This is a genomic window from Phenylobacterium sp. (assembly GCF_037189685.1).
In the GTDB taxonomy this organism is placed as follows: domain Bacteria; phylum Pseudomonadota; class Alphaproteobacteria; order Caulobacterales; family Caulobacteraceae; genus Phenylobacterium.
In genome coordinates, this window is the sequence record NZ_JBBCIT010000010.1 from 182,099 (window position 1) to 202,957 (window position 20,859).

Consider the following 20,859-nt stretch of genomic DNA (forward strand, 5'->3'; position numbering starts at 1 on the left):
ACAGCGCCGCCCTACGGTTCGCCGAACGCCGCTCCAGAAGCGGCTCGGGGAGGATCGAGATGCGGGGTTTCCGTCGACTTCACTATGCCATGGGCGCGACCGCCCTCCTGGCCCCGTGGCCTTCGAGTGCCCTCGCTCAGGCGGACGCCACCGCGGCCGTCGTGGGCGAGGTGATCGTCACCGCGAGCAAGCGGGAGCTGAGGCTCAACGACGTGCCGGCCGCCGTCTCGGCGTTCACGGCCGAGGACCGGACCGTCAGCGGGATCACGACGACGCAGGATATCGCGAACTTCACGCCGGGCCTCGCGATCTCCGACTCCCCGACGCGGGTCAACATCCGCGGCGTCGGCCGGGTGACCAACGAGCTGGGGAGCGACCCCGGGGTCGCCAACTACGTGGACGGCTTCTACACGTCCGAGGGCGACGTGATCGGCGGCTCCGACTTCTTCGTGGATCGGGTCGAGGTGCTGCGCGGGCCGCAAGGCACCCTCTACGGCCGCAACTCGATCGGCGGCGCCGTCAACGTCATCTCCAAGCGGCCCAGGGCGGAGCTCCGCTTCGACGGCCGCGCCGTGCTCAACAGCTACGAGCGCTACGGCCTGGGCGCGTCCGTCAGCGGCCCGATCTCGGAGACCGTCCGCTACCGCATCGCCGCGTTCGGCACGCAGCAGGGCGAGGGTTATGTGCGCAACCTCGCCGGGCCCGACCAGTGGACGGACGAGCGCTATCTGGTCGAAGGACAGCTCGAGGTCGACGTCACGCCCGCGCTGACCCTCTGGCTGAAGGCGAGCCACGCCGGCTACGACCAGCGCCCGCGGCCCGACGCGGTGATCGACCCGTGGAACACGACGACCTACCACGGCGGCCTCGTCGCTAATCCGACGTTCGGCCATCCCTCTTCGCAGAATCCCGCGCTCGAGGACCCCTACGAGGTCCGCTACGACTTTGGAGGGCGGCAGAGGCTCACGAACCAGTACTCGGTCGTGGGCCATCTCACCCTGGAGACCGACGCGGTCATCGCGCGCTACGTCGGCGGCTACTCCCAGTACGACTACTACCAGGACCGCGACTTCGACAGGACCGCGCGCACCAGCTTCAATCGGGCGGCGTTCGGCACTTCCTTTCCCGTCTCGACCAACTATGTGGAGGTCGTGCGCGAGGACAAGCGGTGGACCAGCCACGAGCTGAACCTCCTATCCCCGCCCGGCGGCGCCATCGACTGGATCGGCGGGCTCTACTACTACCGCGAGCGCATCGACCAGCCATATGCGATCACCGTTCCGGACGTGGCCCTGTTCGACGACCCGGTGGAACTGGCCGGCGTGCCTTCGATCGACAATCCCCTGCGCGCCTACTACTTCCAGCGCGGCCGGGTGCGCAGCGAGGCGCTGGCCGCCTTCGGCCAGGTCACCTGGCGGCCGTCGGCCCGGTGGTCGCTGACCGGCGGGCTGCGCTACACCTCCGACGAGAAGCGCGGCCGGGAACACCAGTTCCAGGTCTACTACGATGTGACGGTCGACCCGGGGAACACCTACGGCATCCTGAACCGCCAGCGCGAGGCGCGGGGCGACTGGCAGGGCGTGACGGGCAATCTCGGCGTGACCTTCGAGCCCGGCGAGGACACCCTGGCCTACGGCTCGATCAGCAGAGGCTACAAGTCGGGCGGGTTCAAGCTCGGCGGCCTCATCCCCGATCCCGAGGTCGATCGCGAGACCATCACGGCCTACGAGGTGGGCCTCAAGCAGACCTATGGCCCGGCCCAGTTCAACGCGGCGGTCTTCTACTACGACTACCGGGACCTGCAGGTGCCGGTGTCGTTCCAGGTGGCGCCGGGGATCATCCAGTCGGTGTTCTACAATGCGCCGAAGTCCCACGTCTTCGGGGCCGAGGCCGAGCTCAGCGTGCGGCCCGCCGAGGGCCTGACGCTGCGGGCGATCTACGGCTACCTCGACGGCGCGTTCGACGAATTCTCCGGCGTGGTGGACCCTGCCGCTGCGAACCCCGCGCCGCAGGATCTCGAAGGCGACCGCCTTCCCCAGTCCCCGAAGCACAAGCTCACGCTCAACGGCGTCCTCACACGCGGGGACTTCTCGTTCAGCGCCTCGTACAGCTACGTGAGCGCGCAATACTTCACGGTCTTCAATACGGACCGTTATCGCGCGCCGGCGTACGAGAACGTCTCGATCCGCGCGATCTGGACCCGCCCGGACGGCGGCCTGCGCCTGATCGGGAGCGTCAGCAACGTCTTCGACTCGACCTCCTACAGCTATGTCACCTCCGGCGGCTTCGCTTCCGGCGCGGCGCGCTCGGTGACGCCGCGCCTGCCGCGCACGTTCGAGCTGGAGGCGCGCGTCAGCTTCTGATCCGCCGCGCCTCCCCTCGGCGGATGCTCAAGGCGCCCGTCCCGCGCATGGGACGGGCGCCGCCCGCTTCTAGTAGGGCAGCAGCGGGTGGGCCAGGTCGGTGCGGGCGTTGAGGTCCTCGAGCGAGACGTCCGGAACGCCGTCCTCCGGCAGTATGGCGTGCAGGATCAGGCGCGGCTCGGACACGAACGCCGTCGAGCCCACGGTGTGGTGGACGTTGATGAAGCTGCGCGCCGGCTGGTGGGCGCGCGCGGTGCGATGGCTATGCGCATCCGAGGGCGCGCGTGCGCCGCGGCGCGCCCAGTCGTGCGGGATGCCGTCCTTCGCCAGCATCTCGTCGAGCAGGGCCTGGGCTTCAGGGCTGTCCCGCAGGATCGCCTCCTGCTGCAGGATCACGAGGTAGAGGCAGGCCATCTCCGCCCAATCGGGCATGTAGCGGCGCCATCCGCTCTCATCCACCAGCAGCCGGATCGTGTTGATGTCGGGCCGCATGACCGCATCGCCCAGCAGGCGGCGATGGGAATGGACCCAGGCCCGGTTGACCATCTTCACATTGGCGAAGGGGTCGATCGCGGCGGCGGGAAACGGATCGAAGCAGCGCAGGGTCGCCACGACGCCGCGCCGCAGTTCCTCGTTGCCCGGATCGTCCAGATCCGCCGCCTCGCGCAGCGGCAGGAAACCCGCGGCCTGCAGCAGGTTGCCCGCGTAGCGGCGGCCCAGCCCCAGCTCCGACACGAGGCGCTCCACGAGCATGCGGCTGGGCTGGGCCTTGCCCGTCTCCAGATAGCTGAGGTGGCGGACCGACACGCCGACGCCGTAGGCCAGATCCTCCTGGCTCAAGCCGAAACAGCCGCGCCAGAAGCGCAGGAGCTTCCCGAAGGGGTTCGCCGCCGCCGCCGGATCGGGCGCCTGGATCGCTTCGAGCGTCCTCATCATGACCTTACGCGCAGCCGTCGGGAGAATGGACGCCCCTCGCCGTCACGGCAAGGCGAAGGCCACCACCTGGTCGCCGAGCGTGGTGCCCGAGCGCGCATTGCCGCCGGCGGCGACCACCACGTACTGCCGGCCGCCCCAGGCATAGGTCATGGGCGTCGCCTGGCCGCCGGCCGGCAGGCGGCCCTTCCAGAGCTCCTTGCCGGACCGGACGTCGAAGGCGCGCAGGTAGTTGTCCATGGCGGCCGCGATGAACACTAGGCCGCCCGCTGTGGTGATCGGCCCGCCCACCGTGGCGGTGCCCCACTTGAAGGCCAGGCCCAGCGGCGCCTGGTCGCGTGTGGTCCCCAGCCGCGTCCGCCACCGGACCTCGCCGCTCGCCATGTCGATCGCGATCAGCTCCCCCCAGGGCGGCGGGTTGCAGGGAACGCCGAGCGGCGAGAGCAGCAGCGCGCGGGTCGCCACATAGGGGGTGCCCGCCATCTCGTAGATCTCCTGGCCCTCCGGGATCTCGGCCCGCAGTTCCTCCACGTCCTCGCGCCGCCTCAGGGTCAGGCTGGCCGCGATGTTGTTCATGTTCACGACCACCAGGTTCTCCCCAGGGTGGTAGGCCGTCGAACCCCAGTTCGCCCCGCCGCCCGCGAAGGGGAACTGCAGCGAGCCCTGCAGCGACGGCGGCGTGTAGAGCCCGTCGTTGCGGAGCGCAGCGATCTTCCTGCGGCAAACACCCCGGTCCCAGGGGGTGACGCCGAAGGCGTCCTGCGGCCGCAGGTGCGTGCGAGCGAGCAGGCCCGGCCGCGGCGTGAAGGGCTGCGTCGGCGACAGCTGCTCCCCCGGGACCCCGTCCTGGGGCGCCGGCCGCTCGACCACGGGGAAGACCGGCTGGCCGGTCTCGCGATCGAGGACGAAGACCATCCCCATCTTGGTCGCCGAGACGACCACGTCCCGACGGGCCCCGCCCTGGCGAATGGCATAGAGCCCCGGCTGCCCGGGCACGTCATAGTCCCAGAGGTTGTGATGCACGGTCTGGAAGCTCCACACCTTGCGTCCTGTCCGCGCGTCCAGCGCCACGACCGCCGAGGTATCGAGGTTGTCCCCCGCCCGGTCGCCGCCATAGAAATCGACGGCCGGCGAGGAGGTGGGCAGGAACACCAGGTTGCGCGCCGGGTCGACCGACATGGTCGACCAGACGTTCCCGTGTCCGGCGCCCGGCGATCCGGCGGGCCAGCTCGCGGCGGCGGGATCGTCCGGATCCCGAGGCACGGGATCATAGGTCCACAGCAGCCGTCCCGAGCGGACGTCGTAGGCGCGCACCGTTCCCTTCGGCGCTGCGACGCGCCGGTTGTCGCTGATGGCCGAGCCGACCACGACGACGTCGCCGGCCACGGCAGGCGCCGAGGTGATTCCGAACTCCCCCGCCCATTCCAGCGGCTGGCCCGGGTCCAGCGTCACGGCGCCGGCGGTCCCGAACGCGGCGCAAGGCCGGCCGTCGCGGGCGTCGACCGCGATGAGCCGCCCATCCAGGGTCCCCATCAGGATCCGCGATCCGCATGGGCCGGCCGCCGCCGCGGCGTCCGTCTCCCGCCAATGCGACACCCCGCGGCAGACGAACGCCGTCGCCGGCTGCATCTCGCGCGACACGCCGGGATCGTAGCGCCATTTCTGCCGGCCGGTGGCGGGATCCAGCGCCACGATCTCGTTGAACGGCGTGCAGAACACGAGGCTCGACTCCACGAGGATCGGCGTGGCCTCGAAGCCGCTCTGCCGAACGGACTCCGGGAAGCGCGCCATGTCCCCGGTGCTGTAGCTCCAGGCCTTGCGCAGGAAGCGGACGTTGTCCGCGTCGATCTGGGCGGCCGACGAATGGCGCATCCCGCCCAGGTCTCCGCCATAGGCGGGCCAGCCGGCCGGCGCCGCCGGCGAAGGCGACGGTCGGACGAGGCGCGCGGACAGCCCGAGCGCGCCCCAGCCCAGGACCGCGGCGACCGCCAGTCCCACGGCGGCGAACGCCCATCGCGTGCGCAGGCCCGGCCCAAACAACCGCATCGCGAAACCCCCAACCTTTCCACACCGGATCGTCCGTCGCCGGCGCCGGCCGGGGCCTCGCGTCGGACGAACCGAGCACTCCTGAGGCAGCGGTCCGGGGTTGACCATGAAACGGGAGGTCAAGTGGCCGGGTCCTGCGGCTTAACCTCCCGGATCATGGCGCCGCGCCCGCGCCCTGGGCATGTGGACGCCAGCCATCGCGGCGCAGCCGCGAGGCGGGGGCGAGAGGATCGAAATGCCAGGACGCTTGCAGGGCAGGACCGCGCTGATCACCGGCGCGACGAGCGGCATCGGGGAGGCCACGGCGCGCCTCTTTCACGCGGAAGGCGCGAACGTCGCCGTGGTGGGCCGCAGCCAGGCCCGCGGCGAGGCCATCGTCGCGTCCTTCGGTGATCGGGGCCGCTTCATCCAGGCCGACGTCCGCCACGAGGCCGCGATCGCCGGGGCCATCGCCGAGACCGTCGCGACCTTCGGAACCCTGGACGTGCTGTTCAACAATGCCGGCGGCCCGACGGGCGGCGACGTCGAGACGGTCACCGAAGCGCAGTACCGGGACGCGGTGGACCTGCTGTTCGGCAGCGTGGTCTTCGGCATGAAGCACGCGGCGCCGATCCTGAAGGCCAAGGGCGCGGGGGCCATCATCAACAACTCGAGCATCGCGGCGCTGCGATGCCACATGGGCGGCTACCTCTACAGCGCCACCAAGGCGGCCGTGACCCACGTCACCCGCCTCGCCGGGATGGCGCTCGGCCGCTACGGCGTGACGGTCAACAGCATCTCGCCGGGCGGGATCGTCACCCCGATCTTCCTGGGCGGGGCCGATCGCGCCGAGGCGATGGCGCCGGACGAGCGGGCGCAACGGCTGCAGGACGTCGCCGCCTCGATCGAGACCGGCACGCCCCTGCTCCGGGCGGGCTTCCCGGACGTCATCGCCTCGGCGGCCCTCTACCTGGCCTCGGACGAAGGCCGCTTCGTCAACTGCCACGACCTGGTCGTGGACGCCGGCCTCTCGGCGGGCGGCCGGACCCGCTACGCATCGTGACGGCGTGTCGAGCGCAACTCATCGAAAAGGACGCCGCTTCGGAGCCACGGGCGGACCCGCCGCGAGCCCGACTGGGTGGAGAGCTGGCGTCAGCACGCCGGCGCCCATCCGGCGCCCGCTGCGGGAACCGCGAGGATCAGCATCCAGCTCTGTAGGAGCTGCGAGGCGGCCCCGGGGGGCGTTCGCCGCTCGGGCGCGCATCGCGTTGCGCTCGATACAGGGGACTTGGACGAGGCCCGCGATCGGAACACAGGTCAGACCAGGATTGTGATCCATCGCAATTCGTGACGGAACCGTCCCATGGACCGCCGATGACGGCTCAGGACAGAGCCATCATCGAGGGGCTGGCGGGAGACAGCCGCTACGCCGCGCCCGGGCATCGTCGCTCGCAAGCCACGCGGCCAGGTCCAACGCCTGAGCCGGCGCTCATACGTCATGGCGCCGAAGCGCGCGGAGGCGTTGGTCAGCCAGGTTCCTCCAGCCGGTGGAACTCGACGTAGAACCGCACCGGGCCGAGCGGCTCCACCTCGTGCAGGATCGTCGGCTCCACGACCCCGGGCGGGGTCCCGGGCGTCAGGGTCGTTTCCGACGCCGGCCGTCGGGGATCGACGATCCGGTAGGCGAGGCGCCCTTCGAGGACGTGGATGAGCGCCCAGGCCCCCGCCTTGGTCGTGTGGGCCTTGAGCAGGCCCGCCGGGACCGTGCTCTCGGTGAACACGTCCGTCCGGCGGTAGGGCCGCGCCGTCGTCGGAAGCTCCATCTCCGCCCCGCCTAGGCGCGACGGCGCTCGCCGGCCGGCGGAAGCCCGCCCCGGCTGGCCGCGATGCCCAGTTGCAGGCTCTGCGCGATCATCTCGGACCGGGCGACGAACAGCGCCGCCGCGGGCGGCGGGCACAGCGCCTCGACGGTCTGCCGGAAGAGGTGCAGCCAGCGCGCGAAGTGGGTCGGGCGGATGTCGGCGATGCGCGCGTGGGCCGCCATCGGCGCGCCCTTGAACCGCCCGGTCATCAGCAGCACCGACGACCAGAAGTCGCACATCTTGGCCAGGTGGGCCGGCCACGCCGCCTCGGGGATGACCCGGTTGAAGACCGGCGCCAGCGCCGGGTCCTTTCGCACCTGGGCGTAGAAGCCGTGCACCACCTCATGGATCATGTCTTCGGTGACGCCCGCCGCCACGCCCGGGCCGATGCGGGAGTCGGATGCCTGCACTCTGTCCACGGAGCCCTCGCTGGGAAGGAGATTGAAGAAGTATTTAGCATACTTGTTTCGTCCAAGCCACGCCGCCAGCAATTGAGAAGGTGCAAATCTCCTGCGCTTTCAAAACAATATCTTTCATACTGGTTTGTCTTCGCGATCCGATAGGCTCCGCCGCCGACGCCGAGGGGCTGAAGCGATGGACACGACGACGCAGACGACACAGGCCGGACAGGATCCGCATCACGGCGCAGCCCCGCCCTTCGCCGTCCGATGGTTCTTCTCGACCAACCACAAGGACATCGGGGTCCTCTACCTCATCTTCGCCATCGTCGCGGGGCTGGTCGGCGGCGCGCTTTCCGGCCTGATGCGGTGGGAGCTCTACGAGCCCGGGCTGCAGGTGTTCGGCGAGGGCTCGTGGCTGGCCCAGCTCGGCCTCTTCGAGGGCAAGCACGGCTTCAACGTGGCCGTCACCGCGCATGCGCTGGTCATGGTCTTCTTCACCGTGATGCCGGCCCAGATGGGCGCGTTCGGCAACTACTTCACGCCGCTGATGATCGGCGCGCCCGACATGGCCTTCCCGCGGATGAACAACATCTCGTTCTGGCTGCTGGTGGCCGCCTTCAGCCTGTTGATCCTGTCGATGTTCGTCGACGGCGGACCGGGGCGCGGCGCCGGCACGGGCTGGACCCTCTATCCGCCGCTCTCGACCAGCGGCCACACCGGCCCCTCGGTGGACCTGGTGATCCTCTCGATCCACCTTGCGGGGGCCAGCTCGATCCTGGGCGCCATCAACTTCATCACCACCATCTTCAACATGCGCGCGCCCGGCATGACGCTGGGCCGCATGCCGCTGTTCGCCTGGTCGGTGCTGATCACCGCCTTCCTGCTGCTGCTCACGCTGCCGGTGCTGGCGGGGGCGATCACGATGATGCTCACCGACCGCAACTTCAACACGCACTTCTTCGATGCGGCCGGCGGCGGCGACCCGGTCATGTACCAGCACCTGTTCTGGTTCTTCGGCCACCCCGAGGTCTACATCATGATCCTGCCGGGGTTCGGCATCATCAGCCACGTCGTGGCGACCTTCTCGCGCAAGCCGGTGTTCGGCTACCTGGGCATGGTCGCGGCCATGGCGGCGATCGGCTTCCTGGGCTCGGTGGTCTGGGCGCACCACATGTTCACCGTCGGCATGACGCTGGCCCTCGCCGCCTATTTCTCCGCCGCCTCGATGGTCATCGCCGTGCCGACCGGCATCAAGGTGTTCTCCTGGATCGCCACCATGTGGGGTGGCTCGATCGATTTCAGGACGCCGATGCTGTGGGCCATCGGCTTCATCTTCGTCTTCGTGGTGGGTGGCGTGACCGGGGTGGTCCTGGCCAGCGCGGCCCTCGACCTGAGCTTCCACGACACCTACTACGTGGTGGCCCACTTCCACTACGTGCTGTCCCTGGGCGCCGTCTTCAGCATCTTCGCCGGCTTCTACTACTGGTTCGAGAAGATCACGGGCCTGAAGTACAACGAGGCGCTGGGTGCGACCCATTTCTGGCTCTTCTTCATCGGCACGAACATCATCTTCTTCCCGCAGCATTTCCTGGGCCTGCAGGGCATGCCGCGGCGCATCGCCGACTATCCGGAGGCCTTCGCCACCTGGAACAAGGTCTCGTCCCTCGGCTACGTGGTCATGGCGGTGAGCATGGGGGTCTTCCTGCTGCTGCTGGTCGAGGCCTTCGTTCGCCGCCGGCGCGGCGTGGCCAACCCCTGGGGCGAGGGCGCGACGACGCTGGAATGGACCCTCCCCTCGCCGCCGCCGTTCCACCAGTTCAACGAGCTGCCGGTGGTGACGGACGACCGGCGCGGCCCTTGAGCGGCGGCCGTGATAGGCTGCCCGGGAGACGGCCTGGGCGAGCCGGCCTCGCGAGGGCAGGACACGAATGCGGCTGACCGTCTACACCGACTACGCCCTGCGCGTGATGATGTATGCGGCGCTGCGCCAGGGCCGGCTCTCCACGATCGGGGAGATCGCCGGCGCCTACGGCATCTCGCGCAACCACGTGATGAAGGTGGTCTACGAGCTGGGCGTGGCCGGCTACATCGAGACCGTGCGGGGCCAGCAGGGCGGGATCCGGCTGGCGCGCCCGGCGCAGGACATCGTCCTGGGCGAGGTCGTGCGACGCACCGAGCGGACCACCGCGGTGGCCCCCTGCATCGACGCGGCCGCCGGCTATTGCGCCATCTCGCCCGCCTGCAAGCTGAAGCGCGCGCTCCAGCAGGCTTCGAACGCCTTCTTCGACGTGCTGGACGGGTTCACGCTCGCCGACCTGACCGAGAACCGCGACATCCTGAACACCCTGCTCGGCGAGGGCGGGCGCGCGCCCCTTTCCGTCGGCCGGGCTCCGCAGCGGGCCTGAGGCGCGCCCTAACCTCCGGCCTCCAGATGCTCGAGCAGGACGCGGGCGTGGTTGTGGACCTCGTCCCTGGCCGCGTAGAGCAAGGTCACGTCGTGCGCCTCGAGGCTGCGCAGCGTCCCGACGGCGGGATTTTCCGCCAGCTCGGCGGCGTAGCGTTTCCGGAACTCCGCCCAGCGGTCGGGACGATGCCCGAACCAGCGCCGCAGCGCGGCGGTCGGGGCGACGTCGCGCAGCCAGAGGTCGATCGCGGAGTCCGCCTTGCGCAGGCCGCGGGGCCAGAGTCGATCGACCAGCACGCGCACGCCGTCCGCCGGGTCCGGCGGGTCGTAGGCGCGCTTGATGTGGAACGTGGCCTGGATCATGCGCGAGCCTCCCTTGAAACAAATTTTTGATCTCAAAAGGCAATAGCATTCGTTGGAGTGCGATTATCGAGGCCCTCAATATTCCCCGGCCAGCAGAGGATCAACGCCATGGGCCACGCCTCCCCTGTCCCAAGCCGCCGTCGCCATGACGTGCCGCAGGAGCCGGTCGTGCCGCAGGAGCCAGGCGCGGCGCAGGCCGGGCCGGCCCGGGTCTTCATGTTCCGGGCCTCGAGCCGGCGCCTCTGCGCCCTCTCCGTCGATCCGACCGGCGGCAACATCCCGCGCCACTCCCTGGGCGCCGAGGACGAATGGACCTTCGTCCGCGTCCTGGACCTTCTCGTCGGCGAGCTGCGGTCGGGGTTCGATCCCGATGAGGTCGCCCGCGCCCTGCGCGAGGACGGATATGCCCTGATCGGCGAGCCGTTCCACGCCGACTGAGAGAGTCAGGCGTCGGGCCTACGCGCGAAGGCCCGTCGGAGCGCCCGGTGCCGCGGGCGGACCGCCGGAATGGCTTCGCTTCGCGCACAGCCGCAGGCTCTCGCGCACGGCCTGGATGTCCTCGGCGGCGCTGCGGGTCGAATAGACGGCGTAGATCGAATAGGCGAACTCCGGCGCGCGCCCGACGCGGCGAAGCTGCCCGCCGTCGATGTAGGGCTGGACGACGGACGACCGGAAGTAGCCGGCGCCGCCGACCGCCAGCATATAGCTCAGCGCCAGCGGCCCGAGCGAGATCGACACCCCGGCGTTGACGAGGTGCGGAAAGGCCGTCGCGTGGCTGGTCGTGAACGGCTCGCCCCAGTCCACGAAGATGTAGTCCTCCGGCCGGACCTCCCCGTCGTCGGCCGTCGTGACCAGCACGAGCTTCTCTTCGACCAGCAGTTCCAGCACCAGCTCGGGCCGCTGCGGCGGGCTGTAGAGCACCGCCACGTCGAGCGAGCCTTCCTGCACCCGACGCAGCAGGTTCTCCGCGGTGTCCACCTCGGTCCGGAGCGCGACGTCCGGCTGGTGCTCGCGCATCCACAGCATCCAGTCGACCAGCAGCGGGCTCCAAAGGCTGAACTCTCCCCCCAGCCCGACCAGATGGGCCCGGCCGGGCGGCAGCGCGATCTGCTGGCGCGCACGCTCCCACACCTGCACCAGGGTCGTGGCGTAGTGCTGGAACCGCTCGCCCGCGGGCGTGAGGCGCGCGCCGGCGCGGTTGCGGACGAACAGGCGGCGCCCGACCTGCTCCTCGAGCAGCCGGATCCGTGCGCTGATCGCCGTCTGGGTCAGGTGGAGGCGATCCGCCGCGCCGACGAAGCTGCCGGTGGCGACGACCTCCAGGAACGTCCGGGCGAGGCTGATGTCCATGGCCAGATAGCGCAACTCTTTTGCTTTTAACGGACAATACCATTCGTTTGTTTGCTGTGTCATCCGGCCGCAGATTGCATGCCTTAAAGCTCGCCCGCGAAGCCACGGGGTCGAGCGCGAGGACATGACGCGTAACGATGACCTTGGCGGAATTCCCCGGCCCCGGCCTGAGCGAGGAGCAGTGGCGGCTCATCCGCAGCCTGGCGGTCAGCCTCTCGTCCTCCCAGCTCTCGTGGGTGAGCGGGTACTTCGCAGGCTTCGACGAAGGCACCCGCGGCCGCGTCGCGGCGGCCACGCCCCAGGCGCCCGAACCGGCAGCGCCTCCACAGGCGGCGGCGCGCACCCTCACCATCCTGTTCGGAAGCGAGACCGGGGCCAGCCAGGATCTCGCGGCGACCCTCGCGCGCCGGGCCGAGGACCAGGGCCTGCCGGTCCGCCTCTTCGACATGGGCGCCTACAAGGTTCGCCAGTTGAAGGACGAGCAGGACCTCCTGCTGATCTCCAGCACCCACGGCGAGGGGGATCCGCCGCAGGCGGCCGCCGACTTCTTCGAGTTCCTGGAGAGCCGGAAGGCGCCTCGCCTCGAACAGGCGCGCTTCTCCGTCCTGGCGCTGGGCGATTCCACCTACGAGCGCTTCTGCGAGGCCGGGCGGCGCCTGGACCGCCGCCTCGAAGAGCTGGGCGCCCGGCGCTTCGAGCCCCGGGCGGACTGCGACGTCGACTACGAGGAGCCCGCCGCGGCCTGGATGGGCCGCGTGCTCTCCCATTTCGCCGCCGGCCCGGCGACGCCCGCGCCCACGGCGCCGGCCGCCCTCGCCGCCCGCCCCGAGCCCACGGCCTTCGACAGGAAGCGGCCCTTCCCGGCGGCGGTCATCGACAACCTGGTGCTGACGGGGCGCGGATCCAGCAAGGAGACGCGCCATCTCGAACTGTCGCTGGAAGGCTCGGGCCTGACGTTCGAGCCGGGCGACGCCCTGGGGCTGCACGCCCGCAACGACCCCGCCGTCGTCGCCGCGCTGCTCGACGCCGTCGCCCTGTCGCCGGAGGCCCCGGTGTCCCTCAAGGGCGGCGACCTGCCCCTCGGGGAGGCCCTGGAAAGCGCCTACGAGGTCACCGCCGCCACCCCGCGCTTCCTGGAGCAATGGGCCCAGGTCACGGGCGCGGCCGGGCTGAAGGCGCTCCTGGGCGACGACGGGCGGGAGGCGCGCAGCGCTTTCCTGCGCGGCCACCAGGTCATCGACATCGTCCGCGCCTTCCCCGCGCCCGGCGTCGCGCCCGTCACCCTGCTGGCGGGCCTTCGCCCCTTGCAGCCGCGGCTGTACTCGATCGCCTCCAGCCCTCTCGTCGCGGAGGACGAAGCCCACCTGACGGTGTCCACGGTCCGCTTCGCCCTGCACGGGACCCCGCGATCCGGGGTGGCGTCCGGGCACATCGCCGACCGGCTGGGCGAGGACGCGACCCTGCCGGCCTACATCCAGCCGAACCCCCACTTCCGGCTTCCCGAGCCCGAGCGGCCGATCCTCATGATCGGCGCCGGAACGGGCGTCGCGCCCTTCCGCGCCTTCATGCAGCACCGCGAGGCGCAGGGCACCCCCGGCCGGTCGTGGCTGGTGCTCGGCGAACGCAACTTCCGCACCGACTTCCTCTACCAGACCGAATGGCAGGCGCTGCTGCGGGACCAGGCGCTGACGCGCATGGACGTCGCCTTCTCCCGCGACGGGGACCGGAAGCTCTACGTCCAGCACCGGCTCCTGGAGCACGCCGCCGAGGTGTACGCCTGGATCGAGGACGGCGCCTGCGTCTACGTCTGCGGGGATGCGGCGCGCCTGGCGCCCGACGTCCACGAGGCCCTGGCCACGATCCTCGTCGAGCAGGGCCGCCTGAGCCGCGAGGACGCCGAGGAGCGGCTTCGCGGCCTCGCCCGCGAGCATCGCTATCAGCGGGACGTCTACTGATGAGCTCGACCCTCACCCCCCACGCGCCGACCGACCGCAGCCGCGACCTCTCCCAGCCGCTCGACGCCCTCGGCCCCGACGAGACGCTCAAGGCCGACAGCGACCAGCTTCGCGGGACCATCGCGCTCAGCCTGCTCGACCGCATCACCGGCGCGGTCAGCGACCGCGACACCAAGCTGATGAAGTTCCAGGGCGTCTATCAGCAGGACGACCGCGACCTGCGCGACGAGCGTCGCCGCCAGAAGCTGGAGCCCGCCTACCAGTTCATGGCGCGGGTGCGCCTGCCGGGCGGCGTCTGCACCTCGGAGCAGTGGCTCACCCTCGACGCCCTGGCCCGGGAGCACGGCCGCGGGACCCTGCGGATCACGACCCGCCAGACCTTCCAGTTCCACTGGGTGCTGAAGGACAGCCTCCGCCCGCTGATCCAGAAGCTGCACACCGTGCTCCTGGACACCATCTCGGCCTGCGGCGACGACGCGCGCGGGGTGATGTGCTCGGTCGATCCCCACCTCTCGGCCCTGCACGCCGAGGTCTATGCCATCGCCCGCCAGGCCAGCGACCACGCCATCCCCCGCATGCGGGCTTATCACGAGATCTGGTACGGCGAGACGCGGGTGGCGGCGTCCGGCCCGGAGGAGCCCTTCTACGGCCGCACCTACATGCCGCGGAAGTTCAAGATCGGTTTCGTCATCCCGCCGGTCAACGACATCGACGTCTACACCCAGGACCTCGGCTTCATCGCCGTCGCCGGCCCCGACGGGCTGGAGGGGTTCAACGTCGCGATCGGCGGCGGCATGGGCCGCACCGACCAGGCCCCGGCCACCTATCCGCGCCTGGCCGACGTCATCGGCTTCGTGCCCAAGGACAGGGTCCTGGCGGCCAGCGACGCGGTGATGGCCGTCCAGCGGGAATACGGCGACCGGCGCGACCGCGCCCGCGCGCGCTTCAAGTACACCATCGACGACAAGGGCCTGGACTGGATCGTCCGCGAGATCGAGGCCGTGCAGGGCTTCGCCTTCGAGCCCGCCCGGCCGTTCGAGTTCACCACCAACGGCGACGTCCTCGGCTGGCGCCGGGGCGAGGACGGCCGCCATCACCACACCCTCTTCCTCGAAGCCGGCCGCATCGACAACCGGCCCGGCCGCCCCCTCCTCGACGGGCTGCGCGAGATCGCCCGCGCCCACCCGGGCGGCTTCCGCCTGACGCCCAACCAGAACCTCGTCATCGCCAACGTCGCCGCGCGCGACCGCCAGCTGATCGAGGGCCTGCTGGAGGGGTTCGGGCTCAGCGAGCTGAACGCGGGAAGCGGGCTGCGGCGCAACGCCATCGCCTGCGTCGCCCTGCCGACCTGCGGCCTCGCCATGGCCGAGGCCGAGCGCTACCTGCCGAGCCTGGCGCCGAAGATCGAAGCCATCCTCGAAAGACACGGCCTGATCGAGGAGCCGATCACCCTGCGCGTCAGCGGCTGCCCCAACGGCTGCTCGCGCCCCTATGTCGCCGAGATCGCCCTGACCGGCCGCGCGCCCGGGAAGTACAACCTCTACCTGGGCGGCGGCTTCCACGGCCAGCGCCTCAACAGGATGGACCTGGAGAACGTCGGCGAGGCCGCGATCCTGGCCCGCCTCGACACCGTCATCGCCCGCTACGCCCGCGAACGCCTGGAGGGCGAACGCTTCGGCGATTTCGTCGTCCGCGCCGGGCGCGACCTCGACGCTTGAGGGCCGAAGGACACAGGAGACCGAACATGTCGCTGCAACTGGGCCAGACCGCCCCCGACTTCGAACAGGACAGCACCGAAGGCCGCATCCGCTTCCACGAGTGGCTGGGCGCGTCCTGGGGCGTCCTCTTCAGCCATCCGAAGGACTTCACGCCCGTGTGCACGACCGAACTGGGTGAGGTCGCGCGGCTGAAGCCCGAGTGGGACAGGCGGGGCGTCAAGCCGATCGCGCTGTCGGTCGACCCGCTCGACTCCCACGCCGCCTGGGCCGGCGACATCGCCGAGACCCAGGGCCACAGGGTCAACTATCCGATCCTCGCCGACGCCGACCGGAAGGTCGCCACCCTGTACGGCATGATCCACCCCGAGAGCGATCCGACCCTGACGGTCCGCGCCGTCTACGTCGTCGATCCGAACAGGAAGATCCGCCTGGTCCTCACCTATCCGCCCAGCGCCGGGCGCAACTTCGCGGAGATCCTGCGGACCATCGACAGCCTGCAGCTCACCGACAACGAGAAGGTCGCCACCCCGGTCAACTGGCGCCAGGGCGATCCGGTGATCATCGTCCCGAGCCTGTCGGACGAGGACGCGCGGGCCCGCTTCCCGCAAGGTTGGGAGACCCAGAAGCCCTACCTGCGGGTCGTGCGGCTGCCGTCATGACCCGCTCCGCGGCCAGGCCGCCCGCCCAGCGCCCCGAAACCGTCGCCGCGGCGAACGGCGTCGCCGCCGATGCGGCGTTCGGCGCGGTCGCCCCGCCGCTCTACCTGTCCAGCACCTTCGCCTTCGAAGGCGTGGAGCGCGAGGGTCCCCACGCCTACACCCGCAGCTCCAATCCCAGCCGCGACATGCTCGCCGAGACCCTGGCCAGGCTGGAGGGCGGCGCCGGCGCCGTCGTGACGTCCAGCGGCATGGCGGCCATCGACCTCGTGCTCGCGCGCCTCGGCCCCGACGATCTCGTCGTGGCGCCTCACGACTGCTACTGGGGAACCTACCGGCTCCTGGCGGCCCGGGCGGCGCGCCGCCAGTTCAGCGTGGTCTTCATCGACCAGACCGACGAGGTCGCGGTGGCGTTGGCCCTGGAGGATGCGCCCAGCCTCCTGTTCATCGAGACCCCCAGCAATCCCCTGATGCGCGTGGTCGACATCGCCAGCCTCGCCGGCCAGGCCAGGGCCGCCGGGGTCCAGGTGGCGGTCGACAACACCTTCCTCTCGCCGGCGCTGCAGCAGCCGATCGCGCTGGGCGCCGATTTCGTCGTCCACTCCACGACCAAGTACATCAACGGCCATTCCGACGTGGTCGGCGGCGCGGTGGTCGCGGCCGATCGCGCCGAGGCCGAGGCGCTGGCGGCCTGGGCCAACACGACCGGCGTCGGCGGCGCGCCCTTCGACGCCTATATGACCCTCCGCGGCCTCCGGACGCTGTTCCCGCGCATCGAGCGCCAGCAGCGGACCGCCGGCGCCCTGGCGGCGTTCCTCCTCGGCCATCCCGCGGTCAGGGCGGTCCACTACCCGGGCCTGCCGGGCCATCCGCAGCACCAGCTCGCCGCCCGCCAGCAGCGGGGCTTCGGCGCCATGCTGAGCTTCGAGCTCGCCGGCGGCCTGGAGGCGGTCCGCGCCTTCGCGGGCGCGCTTCGCGTCTTCACCCTCGCCGAGTCGCTGGGCGGGGTGGAGAGCCTGATCGCCCATCCCGAGACCATGACCCACGCCGGCATGAGCCCCGCGGCCCGCGCCGCCGCGGGCATCACCGGCGGCCTCCTGCGCCTCTCCGTCGGGCTGGAGGCCGAGGACGACCTCCTGGCCGACCTCGACGCCGGCCTGGGCCAGGCGCTCGCCGGCGTTCCGCGGCCGGGCGCAGAGCTTCACGTCCACTAGCAAGGGGCCCGCATGCTCACCCTTCCTCCCCTGCCCTACGGATACGCCGCCCTGAGCCCGGTCATCTCCGAGGCGACGCTCAGGACCCACCACGGCAAGCACCATGCGCGCTACGTCCAGGTGGCCAACGAACTGCTGGCGGCGCGAGGGGACCGCCCCGAAACCCTCGAGGAGATCGTGGTCGAGGCCGATCGCGCGAACGATCGGAAACTCTTCAACAACGCCGCCCAGGCCTGGAACCACGGCTTCTTCTGGATGTGCATGCGTCCCGGCGGCTCCCGACCCGAAGGCGGCCTCGCCGAGGCGATCGACCAGGCCTTCGGGAGCCTGGCCGGCCTGCGCGACGCCTTCATCGCCGAGGGCGCCGGGCGCTTCGGCTCGGGGTGGGTCTGGCTGCTGGCGAAGGGCGGCGCGCTCTCGGTCGTCTCGACCCACGACGCCGCGACGCCCCTCACCGCGGCGGGCGCGACTCCGCTCCTGGTCTGCGACGTCTGGGAGCACGCCTACTACCTGGACCACAGCAACGACCGGGCCGCCTTCCTCTCGGCCTGGTGGGACCACTGCATCGACTGGGCGTTCGTCGCGGCCCAGTTCGAGGCTGCGGCCACCGGCGCCGCGGGCTGGCGCTATCCGGCGCCGACGCTGGCGTCAGCGTCATGACCAGGCCCAATCCCCCCAGCTCCCCGGTCTGCTTCGCGGCCGAGGCGAGCGACAGCTACATGGGCTACCATGACCGGGACGAGCTCGTGCAGGCGCTCTCCGAGCTGCTGGAGGCCGAGCGCGCCGGCGCGAAGGTGGGCGTCGGCCTCGTGGAGGCGGCGCCCGACCCGGACGCCCTGGCCCTGGCGCGCACGGTTCGCGACGACGAGGCCCGCTGGTGCCGGATGCTGGCCCAGGCCCTGCGCCGCCTGGGCGCGAAGCCGTCCCTCAAGGTCGGCGACTTCTACGGCAAGGTCATGGCGATCGATGGGCTGGAGGCCCGGCTCGCCCTCCTCAACCGCGGCCAGGGCTGGGTGGTCCGCAAGCTGGAGGCGCTCCTGCCCAAGGTCCGCGACGACACGCTCCACGCCGAGCTGAAGGCGATGCTGGACGCCCACGTCGAGAACATCGAACTCACCGAACGCACCCTCGCCCGGCGCCGCGGGGGTTCAGCAGACCCTATTTCAAGCGCTCGTTGAAGAACTGCGCCATCACCGCGTAGGCCTCGCGCGCCTCCGGCACGCGCGCGTCATAGAAGAAGGCATGGCGGCCGCCCTCCCAGACGTGCAGGCGGGCGTCGACGCCCTGGGCGACCAGCTTGCTGTGCAGGTTCACGGCGCTGCTGAGCGCGAAGTCCCGGGTCCCTACGATCACCAGCGTGGGCGGGAAGGTTTTGAGTGTCGTGGCGTCCGACGCTGGATAGGCGGTCGGCTCGCTAGCCGCCGCAGAGCGCATATAGCCGAGGCGTGGCCCGCCGCCGCCCGGACCGCCGGCGGGAACCTCGCCGTCGCCCAGCAGCATGCCGAGGATGCGCGAGTCCCCGCCCATCGAGGCGTCACCGCCGGCGCAGAACACGCCGGCCGCCGCCGGCGCGGGCAGCCCCTGCTTCTGGAACCAGGCCAGCGACTGCGCCGTCAGGAGGCCGCCGGCCGAGCAGCCGTAGAGACCGATGCGCCGCGCCGGCGTCGTCTTCAGCACCTCGCGGTAGACCGCCTCGACATCCTGGCTGGCCTCGGGGAACTGGGCCTTGGGCGCGAGCCGATAATCGATGCTGATGACCCGCAGGCCGGTGAGCGCGGCGACCGGGATCGACTCCAGACCACCGCACTCGGTGAAGCAGCCCACGAAACCGCCGCCATGCACATTGATCAGCACCGGCGCCTTGGGCGCGCCGCCCGGAGGCTCGTAGATGCGCACCGGCACGCCGCCTATCGTCGCGTCGCGGATCTTCACCGGATAGGCCGCCTTGGTGCGCTCCAGGCGCGGGCCGAACAGGGCGGCGTTGAAGTCGCCGATCGGACGGCCGGACAGGCCGCGCTCGGTCAGGATGTGCTCGACGCGGGACTCGTTGCCCTCACGGCTCATCAGCGGCGTACTGGGGATGTCCAGCGCCGGGATGCTTGTGGTCCCGTCGGGCGTGACCGGGACCGGAGCGCCGTAGGCGGTCGGCGCGACGGCCAGGCTCAGCCCCAGGGTCAGGACGAGATGGCGGCTCATCGACCGGCCTCCTGCATCTTGCCGGTGCCGCGCGAGCCGGGGATCAGCCGGTCGACGAACAGCACCAGCGCCGGGACGACGGCGGCCACGTACATGTTGTCGATGCCGTAGGGGTTGCCGGCCAGGTACCAGCCGGTGGTCGCCACGCCGCTGGCGATCAGTGAGGCGACAGCTGTGCGCGGCGACCCGAGCCACGGAAGGTAGACGCCGAGGCAGGCCACGATGGCGATCGAGAGCCGCAGCGCCCGGGTGAAGAACGACAGTTCCAGGATATGCGGCATGAAGAACACGCAGAGCAGCGGCACGAGCCCCACGCCCAGCGCCACCCAGCGCGTGGCCTTGAGCTCCTGGTCCCCGTCCGGCTTGCGCCAGGGGACGTAGAAGTCGCGCATGACCAGCGCCGTGGTGGCCAGCGCCACGGTGCTCACGCTCACCAGCACCGAGGCCACCAGCGACACCGTCACCACGGCCGCCAGGCTCGGCGACATCTTCTCGATGAAGATCGGCAGGGCGTAGAGGCTCTCCATGTCGGGATAGAGGTAGCGGGCCGCGACGCCCACGAAGCCCAGCGCGAAGCCCAGCGGCAGGCAGAGCGCCGCGGCGATGAGGACGGAGGTGCGGGCCGCGCCCTCGTTCCTGTTCGAGGCGATGGCCTGGATGATGTACTGGGTCGAGAAGATCGCGCCGACTGTGCCTACGATCCAGGCGAAGATCCTGTTCGCGCCCACCTCCCCGTCGACCGTGAAGTAGGACTGCGGCAGGCTCGCCTGCATCGGTTCGAGCCCCCCCGTCAGCATGGCGGCCACGGCGACCAGGATGGCGATCCCGGCCAGCTTCACGACGCTGTGGAGGATGGTGACGTAGGCGATGCTCTTGAGCCCGCCGAACACGTAGTAGATGGCGCTGAAGGCGGCGATGACAAACATCGAGACCGTGATCGGGATGTGGATCGCGGTGGTGAGCGCCGCGGCGCCGCTCATGTAGTTGCCGACGTTCACCAGCAGGAGCGCGTAGATCATGATGATCGACACCACGATGCGCGCGCCGTTCCCGTAGCGCTGCTCGACGAGCCCCGAGATGGTGTGCTGCTGCGACGTGTAGACCTTGCGCGCGAACAGCAGGGCCAGGAGCAGGAAGCCGATGGCGGCGGCGTGCACGGACCATCCGGCCGCCATGCCCTTCTCGAAGGCTTCCTGGGCGGTGCCGACGGTCGACTTGGCGCCAATGAACTCGCTCATCAGCAGGACGCCGATGACCACCGCCGGCAGGGCCTTCGAGCCAACCATGAACTGGTCGGTGGTGCGGCTGCGCAGGACGAACGCCAGGATGCTCGTCGCCACGATGTAGACGACGACCGCCCCCACGATCACTGTCTCGCGAAGAAGCTCTCCGCCCATGTTTCCTCCTCGCCCCGGCCGT

The 20,859-nt window shown here is 70.7% G+C and carries 19 protein-coding genes and 1 pseudogene; 11 read left to right on the forward strand and 9 right to left on the reverse strand.

The window, feature by feature from the left end; all coding sequences use genetic code 11:
- Positions 1-59: 59 nt before the first annotated feature.
- Positions 60-2,363: a TonB-dependent receptor gene (locus WG212_RS06955; protein ID WP_337186354.1), complete on the forward strand. Its 2,304-nt coding sequence runs from the start codon at positions 60-62 to the stop codon at positions 2,361-2,363.
- A gap of 69 nt (positions 2,364-2,432) precedes the next feature.
- Here the strand turns inward: WG212_RS06955 and WG212_RS06960 are convergent, their stop codons facing one another.
- Together WG212_RS06960 and WG212_RS06965 are read right to left on the reverse strand one after the other, a co-directional pair.
- Positions 2,433-3,299, reverse strand: a complete 867-nt coding sequence (locus WG212_RS06960) for a helix-turn-helix domain-containing protein (protein ID WP_337186355.1) — start codon at positions 3,297-3,299, stop codon at positions 2,433-2,435.
- 42 nt (positions 3,300-3,341) lie between these two features.
- Positions 3,342-5,342, reverse strand: a complete 2,001-nt coding sequence (locus WG212_RS06965) for a pyrroloquinoline quinone-dependent dehydrogenase (RefSeq protein ID WP_337186356.1) — start codon at positions 5,340-5,342, stop codon at positions 3,342-3,344.
- A 235-nt stretch (positions 5,343-5,577) separates the two neighbouring features.
- Between WG212_RS06965 and WG212_RS06970 the strand changes: the two genes are divergently transcribed.
- Positions 5,578-6,384, forward strand: coding sequence for an SDR family oxidoreductase (locus WG212_RS06970; RefSeq protein WP_337186357.1), 807 nt, complete (start codon positions 5,578-5,580; stop codon positions 6,382-6,384).
- A gap of 171 nt (positions 6,385-6,555) precedes the next feature.
- Here WG212_RS06970 and WG212_RS06975 read toward each other — a convergent pair.
- The 3 genes and pseudogenes from WG212_RS06975 to WG212_RS06985 form a co-directional block, all read right to left on the reverse strand.
- A pseudogene (locus tag WG212_RS06975) lies at positions 6,556-6,672 on the reverse strand (L-serine ammonia-lyase, iron-sulfur-dependent, subunit alpha); the annotation flags it as partial.
- 175 nt (positions 6,673-6,847) lie between these two features.
- Positions 6,848-7,144, reverse strand: coding sequence for a DUF1971 domain-containing protein (locus tag WG212_RS06980; protein ID WP_337186358.1), 297 nt, complete (start codon positions 7,142-7,144; stop codon positions 6,848-6,850).
- A gap of 11 nt (positions 7,145-7,155) precedes the next feature.
- The gene (locus tag WG212_RS06985) at positions 7,156-7,602 is read right to left on the reverse strand and encodes a group III truncated hemoglobin (protein WP_337186359.1); all 447 of its coding nucleotides are present in this window, start codon (positions 7,600-7,602) and stop codon (positions 7,156-7,158) included.
- A gap of 175 nt (positions 7,603-7,777) precedes the next feature.
- Between WG212_RS06985 and ctaD the strand changes: the two genes are divergently transcribed.
- Positions 7,778-9,445: a cytochrome c oxidase subunit I gene (gene ctaD, locus WG212_RS06990; RefSeq protein WP_337186360.1), complete on the forward strand. Its 1,668-nt coding sequence runs from the start codon at positions 7,778-7,780 to the stop codon at positions 9,443-9,445.
- A 67-nt stretch (positions 9,446-9,512) separates the two neighbouring features.
- Complete coding sequence (locus WG212_RS06995; protein WP_337186361.1) at positions 9,513-9,989, forward strand: Rrf2 family transcriptional regulator; 477 nt, start codon at positions 9,513-9,515, stop codon at positions 9,987-9,989.
- Between the two features lie 8 nt (positions 9,990-9,997).
- Here WG212_RS06995 and WG212_RS07000 read toward each other — a convergent pair whose 3' ends face one another.
- Positions 9,998-10,351: a DUF488 family protein gene (locus tag WG212_RS07000; RefSeq protein ID WP_337186362.1), complete on the reverse strand. Its 354-nt coding sequence runs from the start codon at positions 10,349-10,351 to the stop codon at positions 9,998-10,000.
- 168 nt (positions 10,352-10,519) lie between these two features.
- Between WG212_RS07000 and WG212_RS07005 the strand changes: the two genes are divergently transcribed.
- Complete coding sequence (locus WG212_RS07005; protein ID WP_337186363.1) at positions 10,520-10,789, forward strand: hypothetical protein; 270 nt, start codon at positions 10,520-10,522, stop codon at positions 10,787-10,789.
- Between the two features lie 18 nt (positions 10,790-10,807).
- Here the strand turns inward: WG212_RS07005 and WG212_RS07010 are convergent, their stop codons facing one another.
- Positions 10,808-11,701, reverse strand: a complete 894-nt coding sequence (locus WG212_RS07010; RefSeq protein ID WP_337186364.1) for a LysR family transcriptional regulator — start codon at positions 11,699-11,701, stop codon at positions 10,808-10,810.
- A 137-nt stretch (positions 11,702-11,838) separates the two neighbouring features.
- On the opposite strand from WG212_RS07010, the gene WG212_RS07015 reads away from it, so the two are divergent.
- Genes WG212_RS07015 through WG212_RS07040 form a run of 6 tightly spaced genes read left to right on the forward strand, consistent with a single transcriptional unit; the run spans position 11,839 to position 18,422 of the window.
- Positions 11,839-13,656 (forward strand): assimilatory sulfite reductase (NADPH) flavoprotein subunit, encoded by a 1,818-nt coding sequence (locus WG212_RS07015; protein ID WP_337186365.1) that lies wholly within the window; start codon positions 11,839-11,841, stop codon positions 13,654-13,656.
- Positions 13,656-15,374: an assimilatory sulfite reductase (NADPH) hemoprotein subunit gene (gene cysI, locus WG212_RS07020; protein ID WP_337186366.1), complete on the forward strand. Its 1,719-nt coding sequence runs from the start codon at positions 13,656-13,658 to the stop codon at positions 15,372-15,374. The genes WG212_RS07015 and cysI overlap by 1 nt, the downstream gene beginning before the upstream one ends.
- A gap of 26 nt (positions 15,375-15,400) precedes the next feature.
- Positions 15,401-16,033, forward strand: coding sequence for a peroxiredoxin (locus WG212_RS07025; RefSeq protein ID WP_337186367.1), 633 nt, complete (start codon positions 15,401-15,403; stop codon positions 16,031-16,033).
- Complete coding sequence (gene metB / locus WG212_RS07030; protein WP_337186368.1) at positions 16,030-17,244, forward strand: cystathionine gamma-synthase; 1,215 nt, start codon at positions 16,030-16,032, stop codon at positions 17,242-17,244. Before WG212_RS07025 ends, metB begins: the two co-directional genes overlap by 4 nt.
- 12 nt (positions 17,245-17,256) lie before the next feature.
- Positions 17,257-17,904, forward strand: a complete 648-nt coding sequence (locus WG212_RS07035; protein WP_337186369.1) for a superoxide dismutase — start codon at positions 17,257-17,259, stop codon at positions 17,902-17,904.
- Entirely contained in the window at positions 17,901-18,422 is a 522-nt protein-coding gene (locus WG212_RS07040; protein WP_337186370.1) for a DUF6306 domain-containing protein, read from the forward strand. The genes WG212_RS07035 and WG212_RS07040 overlap by 4 nt, the downstream gene beginning before the upstream one ends.
- Here WG212_RS07040 and WG212_RS07045 read toward each other — a convergent pair.
- A complete protein-coding gene (locus WG212_RS07045) occupies positions 18,403-19,440 on the reverse strand; it encodes an alpha/beta hydrolase (RefSeq protein WP_337186371.1) in 1,038 nt (345 codons plus the stop codon). The genes WG212_RS07040 and WG212_RS07045 overlap by 20 nt on opposite strands.
- Entirely contained in the window at positions 19,437-20,837 is a 1,401-nt protein-coding gene (locus WG212_RS07050; protein WP_337186372.1) for a sodium:solute symporter family protein, read from the reverse strand. Before WG212_RS07050 ends, WG212_RS07045 begins: the two co-directional genes overlap by 4 nt.
- Positions 20,838-20,859: the final 22 nt, after the last annotated feature.

Coding starts and splice junctions, on each gene's coding strand:
- WG212_RS06955 (WP_337186354.1), top strand. CDS start 60: ATGCGGGGTTTCCGTCGACTTCACTATGCCATGGGCGCGACCGCCCTC.
- WG212_RS06960 (WP_337186355.1), bottom strand. CDS start 3,299: ATGATGAGGACGCTCGAAGCGATCCAGGCGCCCGATCCGGCGGCGGCG.
- WG212_RS06965 (WP_337186356.1), bottom strand. CDS start 5,342: ATGCGGTTGTTTGGGCCGGGCCTGCGCACGCGATGGGCGTTCGCCGCC.
- WG212_RS06970 (WP_337186357.1), top strand. CDS start 5,578: ATGCCAGGACGCTTGCAGGGCAGGACCGCGCTGATCACCGGCGCGACG.
- WG212_RS06980 (WP_337186358.1), bottom strand. CDS start 7,144: ATGGAGCTTCCGACGACGGCGCGGCCCTACCGCCGGACGGACGTGTTC.
- ctaD (WP_337186360.1), top strand. CDS start 7,778: ATGGACACGACGACGCAGACGACACAGGCCGGACAGGATCCGCATCAC.
- WG212_RS06995 (WP_337186361.1), top strand. CDS start 9,513: ATGCGGCTGACCGTCTACACCGACTACGCCCTGCGCGTGATGATGTAT.
- WG212_RS07000 (WP_337186362.1), bottom strand. CDS start 10,351: ATGATCCAGGCCACGTTCCACATCAAGCGCGCCTACGACCCGCCGGAC.
- WG212_RS07010 (WP_337186364.1), bottom strand. CDS start 11,701: ATGGACATCAGCCTCGCCCGGACGTTCCTGGAGGTCGTCGCCACCGGC.
- WG212_RS07015 (WP_337186365.1), top strand. CDS start 11,839: ATGACCTTGGCGGAATTCCCCGGCCCCGGCCTGAGCGAGGAGCAGTGG.
- cysI (WP_337186366.1), top strand. CDS start 13,656: ATGAGCTCGACCCTCACCCCCCACGCGCCGACCGACCGCAGCCGCGAC.
- WG212_RS07025 (WP_337186367.1), top strand. CDS start 15,401: ATGTCGCTGCAACTGGGCCAGACCGCCCCCGACTTCGAACAGGACAGC.
- metB (WP_337186368.1), top strand. CDS start 16,030: ATGACCCGCTCCGCGGCCAGGCCGCCCGCCCAGCGCCCCGAAACCGTC.
- WG212_RS07035 (WP_337186369.1), top strand. CDS start 17,257: ATGCTCACCCTTCCTCCCCTGCCCTACGGATACGCCGCCCTGAGCCCG.
- WG212_RS07040 (WP_337186370.1), top strand. CDS start 17,901: ATGACCAGGCCCAATCCCCCCAGCTCCCCGGTCTGCTTCGCGGCCGAG.
- WG212_RS07045 (WP_337186371.1), bottom strand. CDS start 19,440: ATGAGCCGCCATCTCGTCCTGACCCTGGGGCTGAGCCTGGCCGTCGCG.
- WG212_RS07050 (WP_337186372.1), bottom strand. CDS start 20,837: ATGGGCGGAGAGCTTCTTCGCGAGACAGTGATCGTGGGGGCGGTCGTC.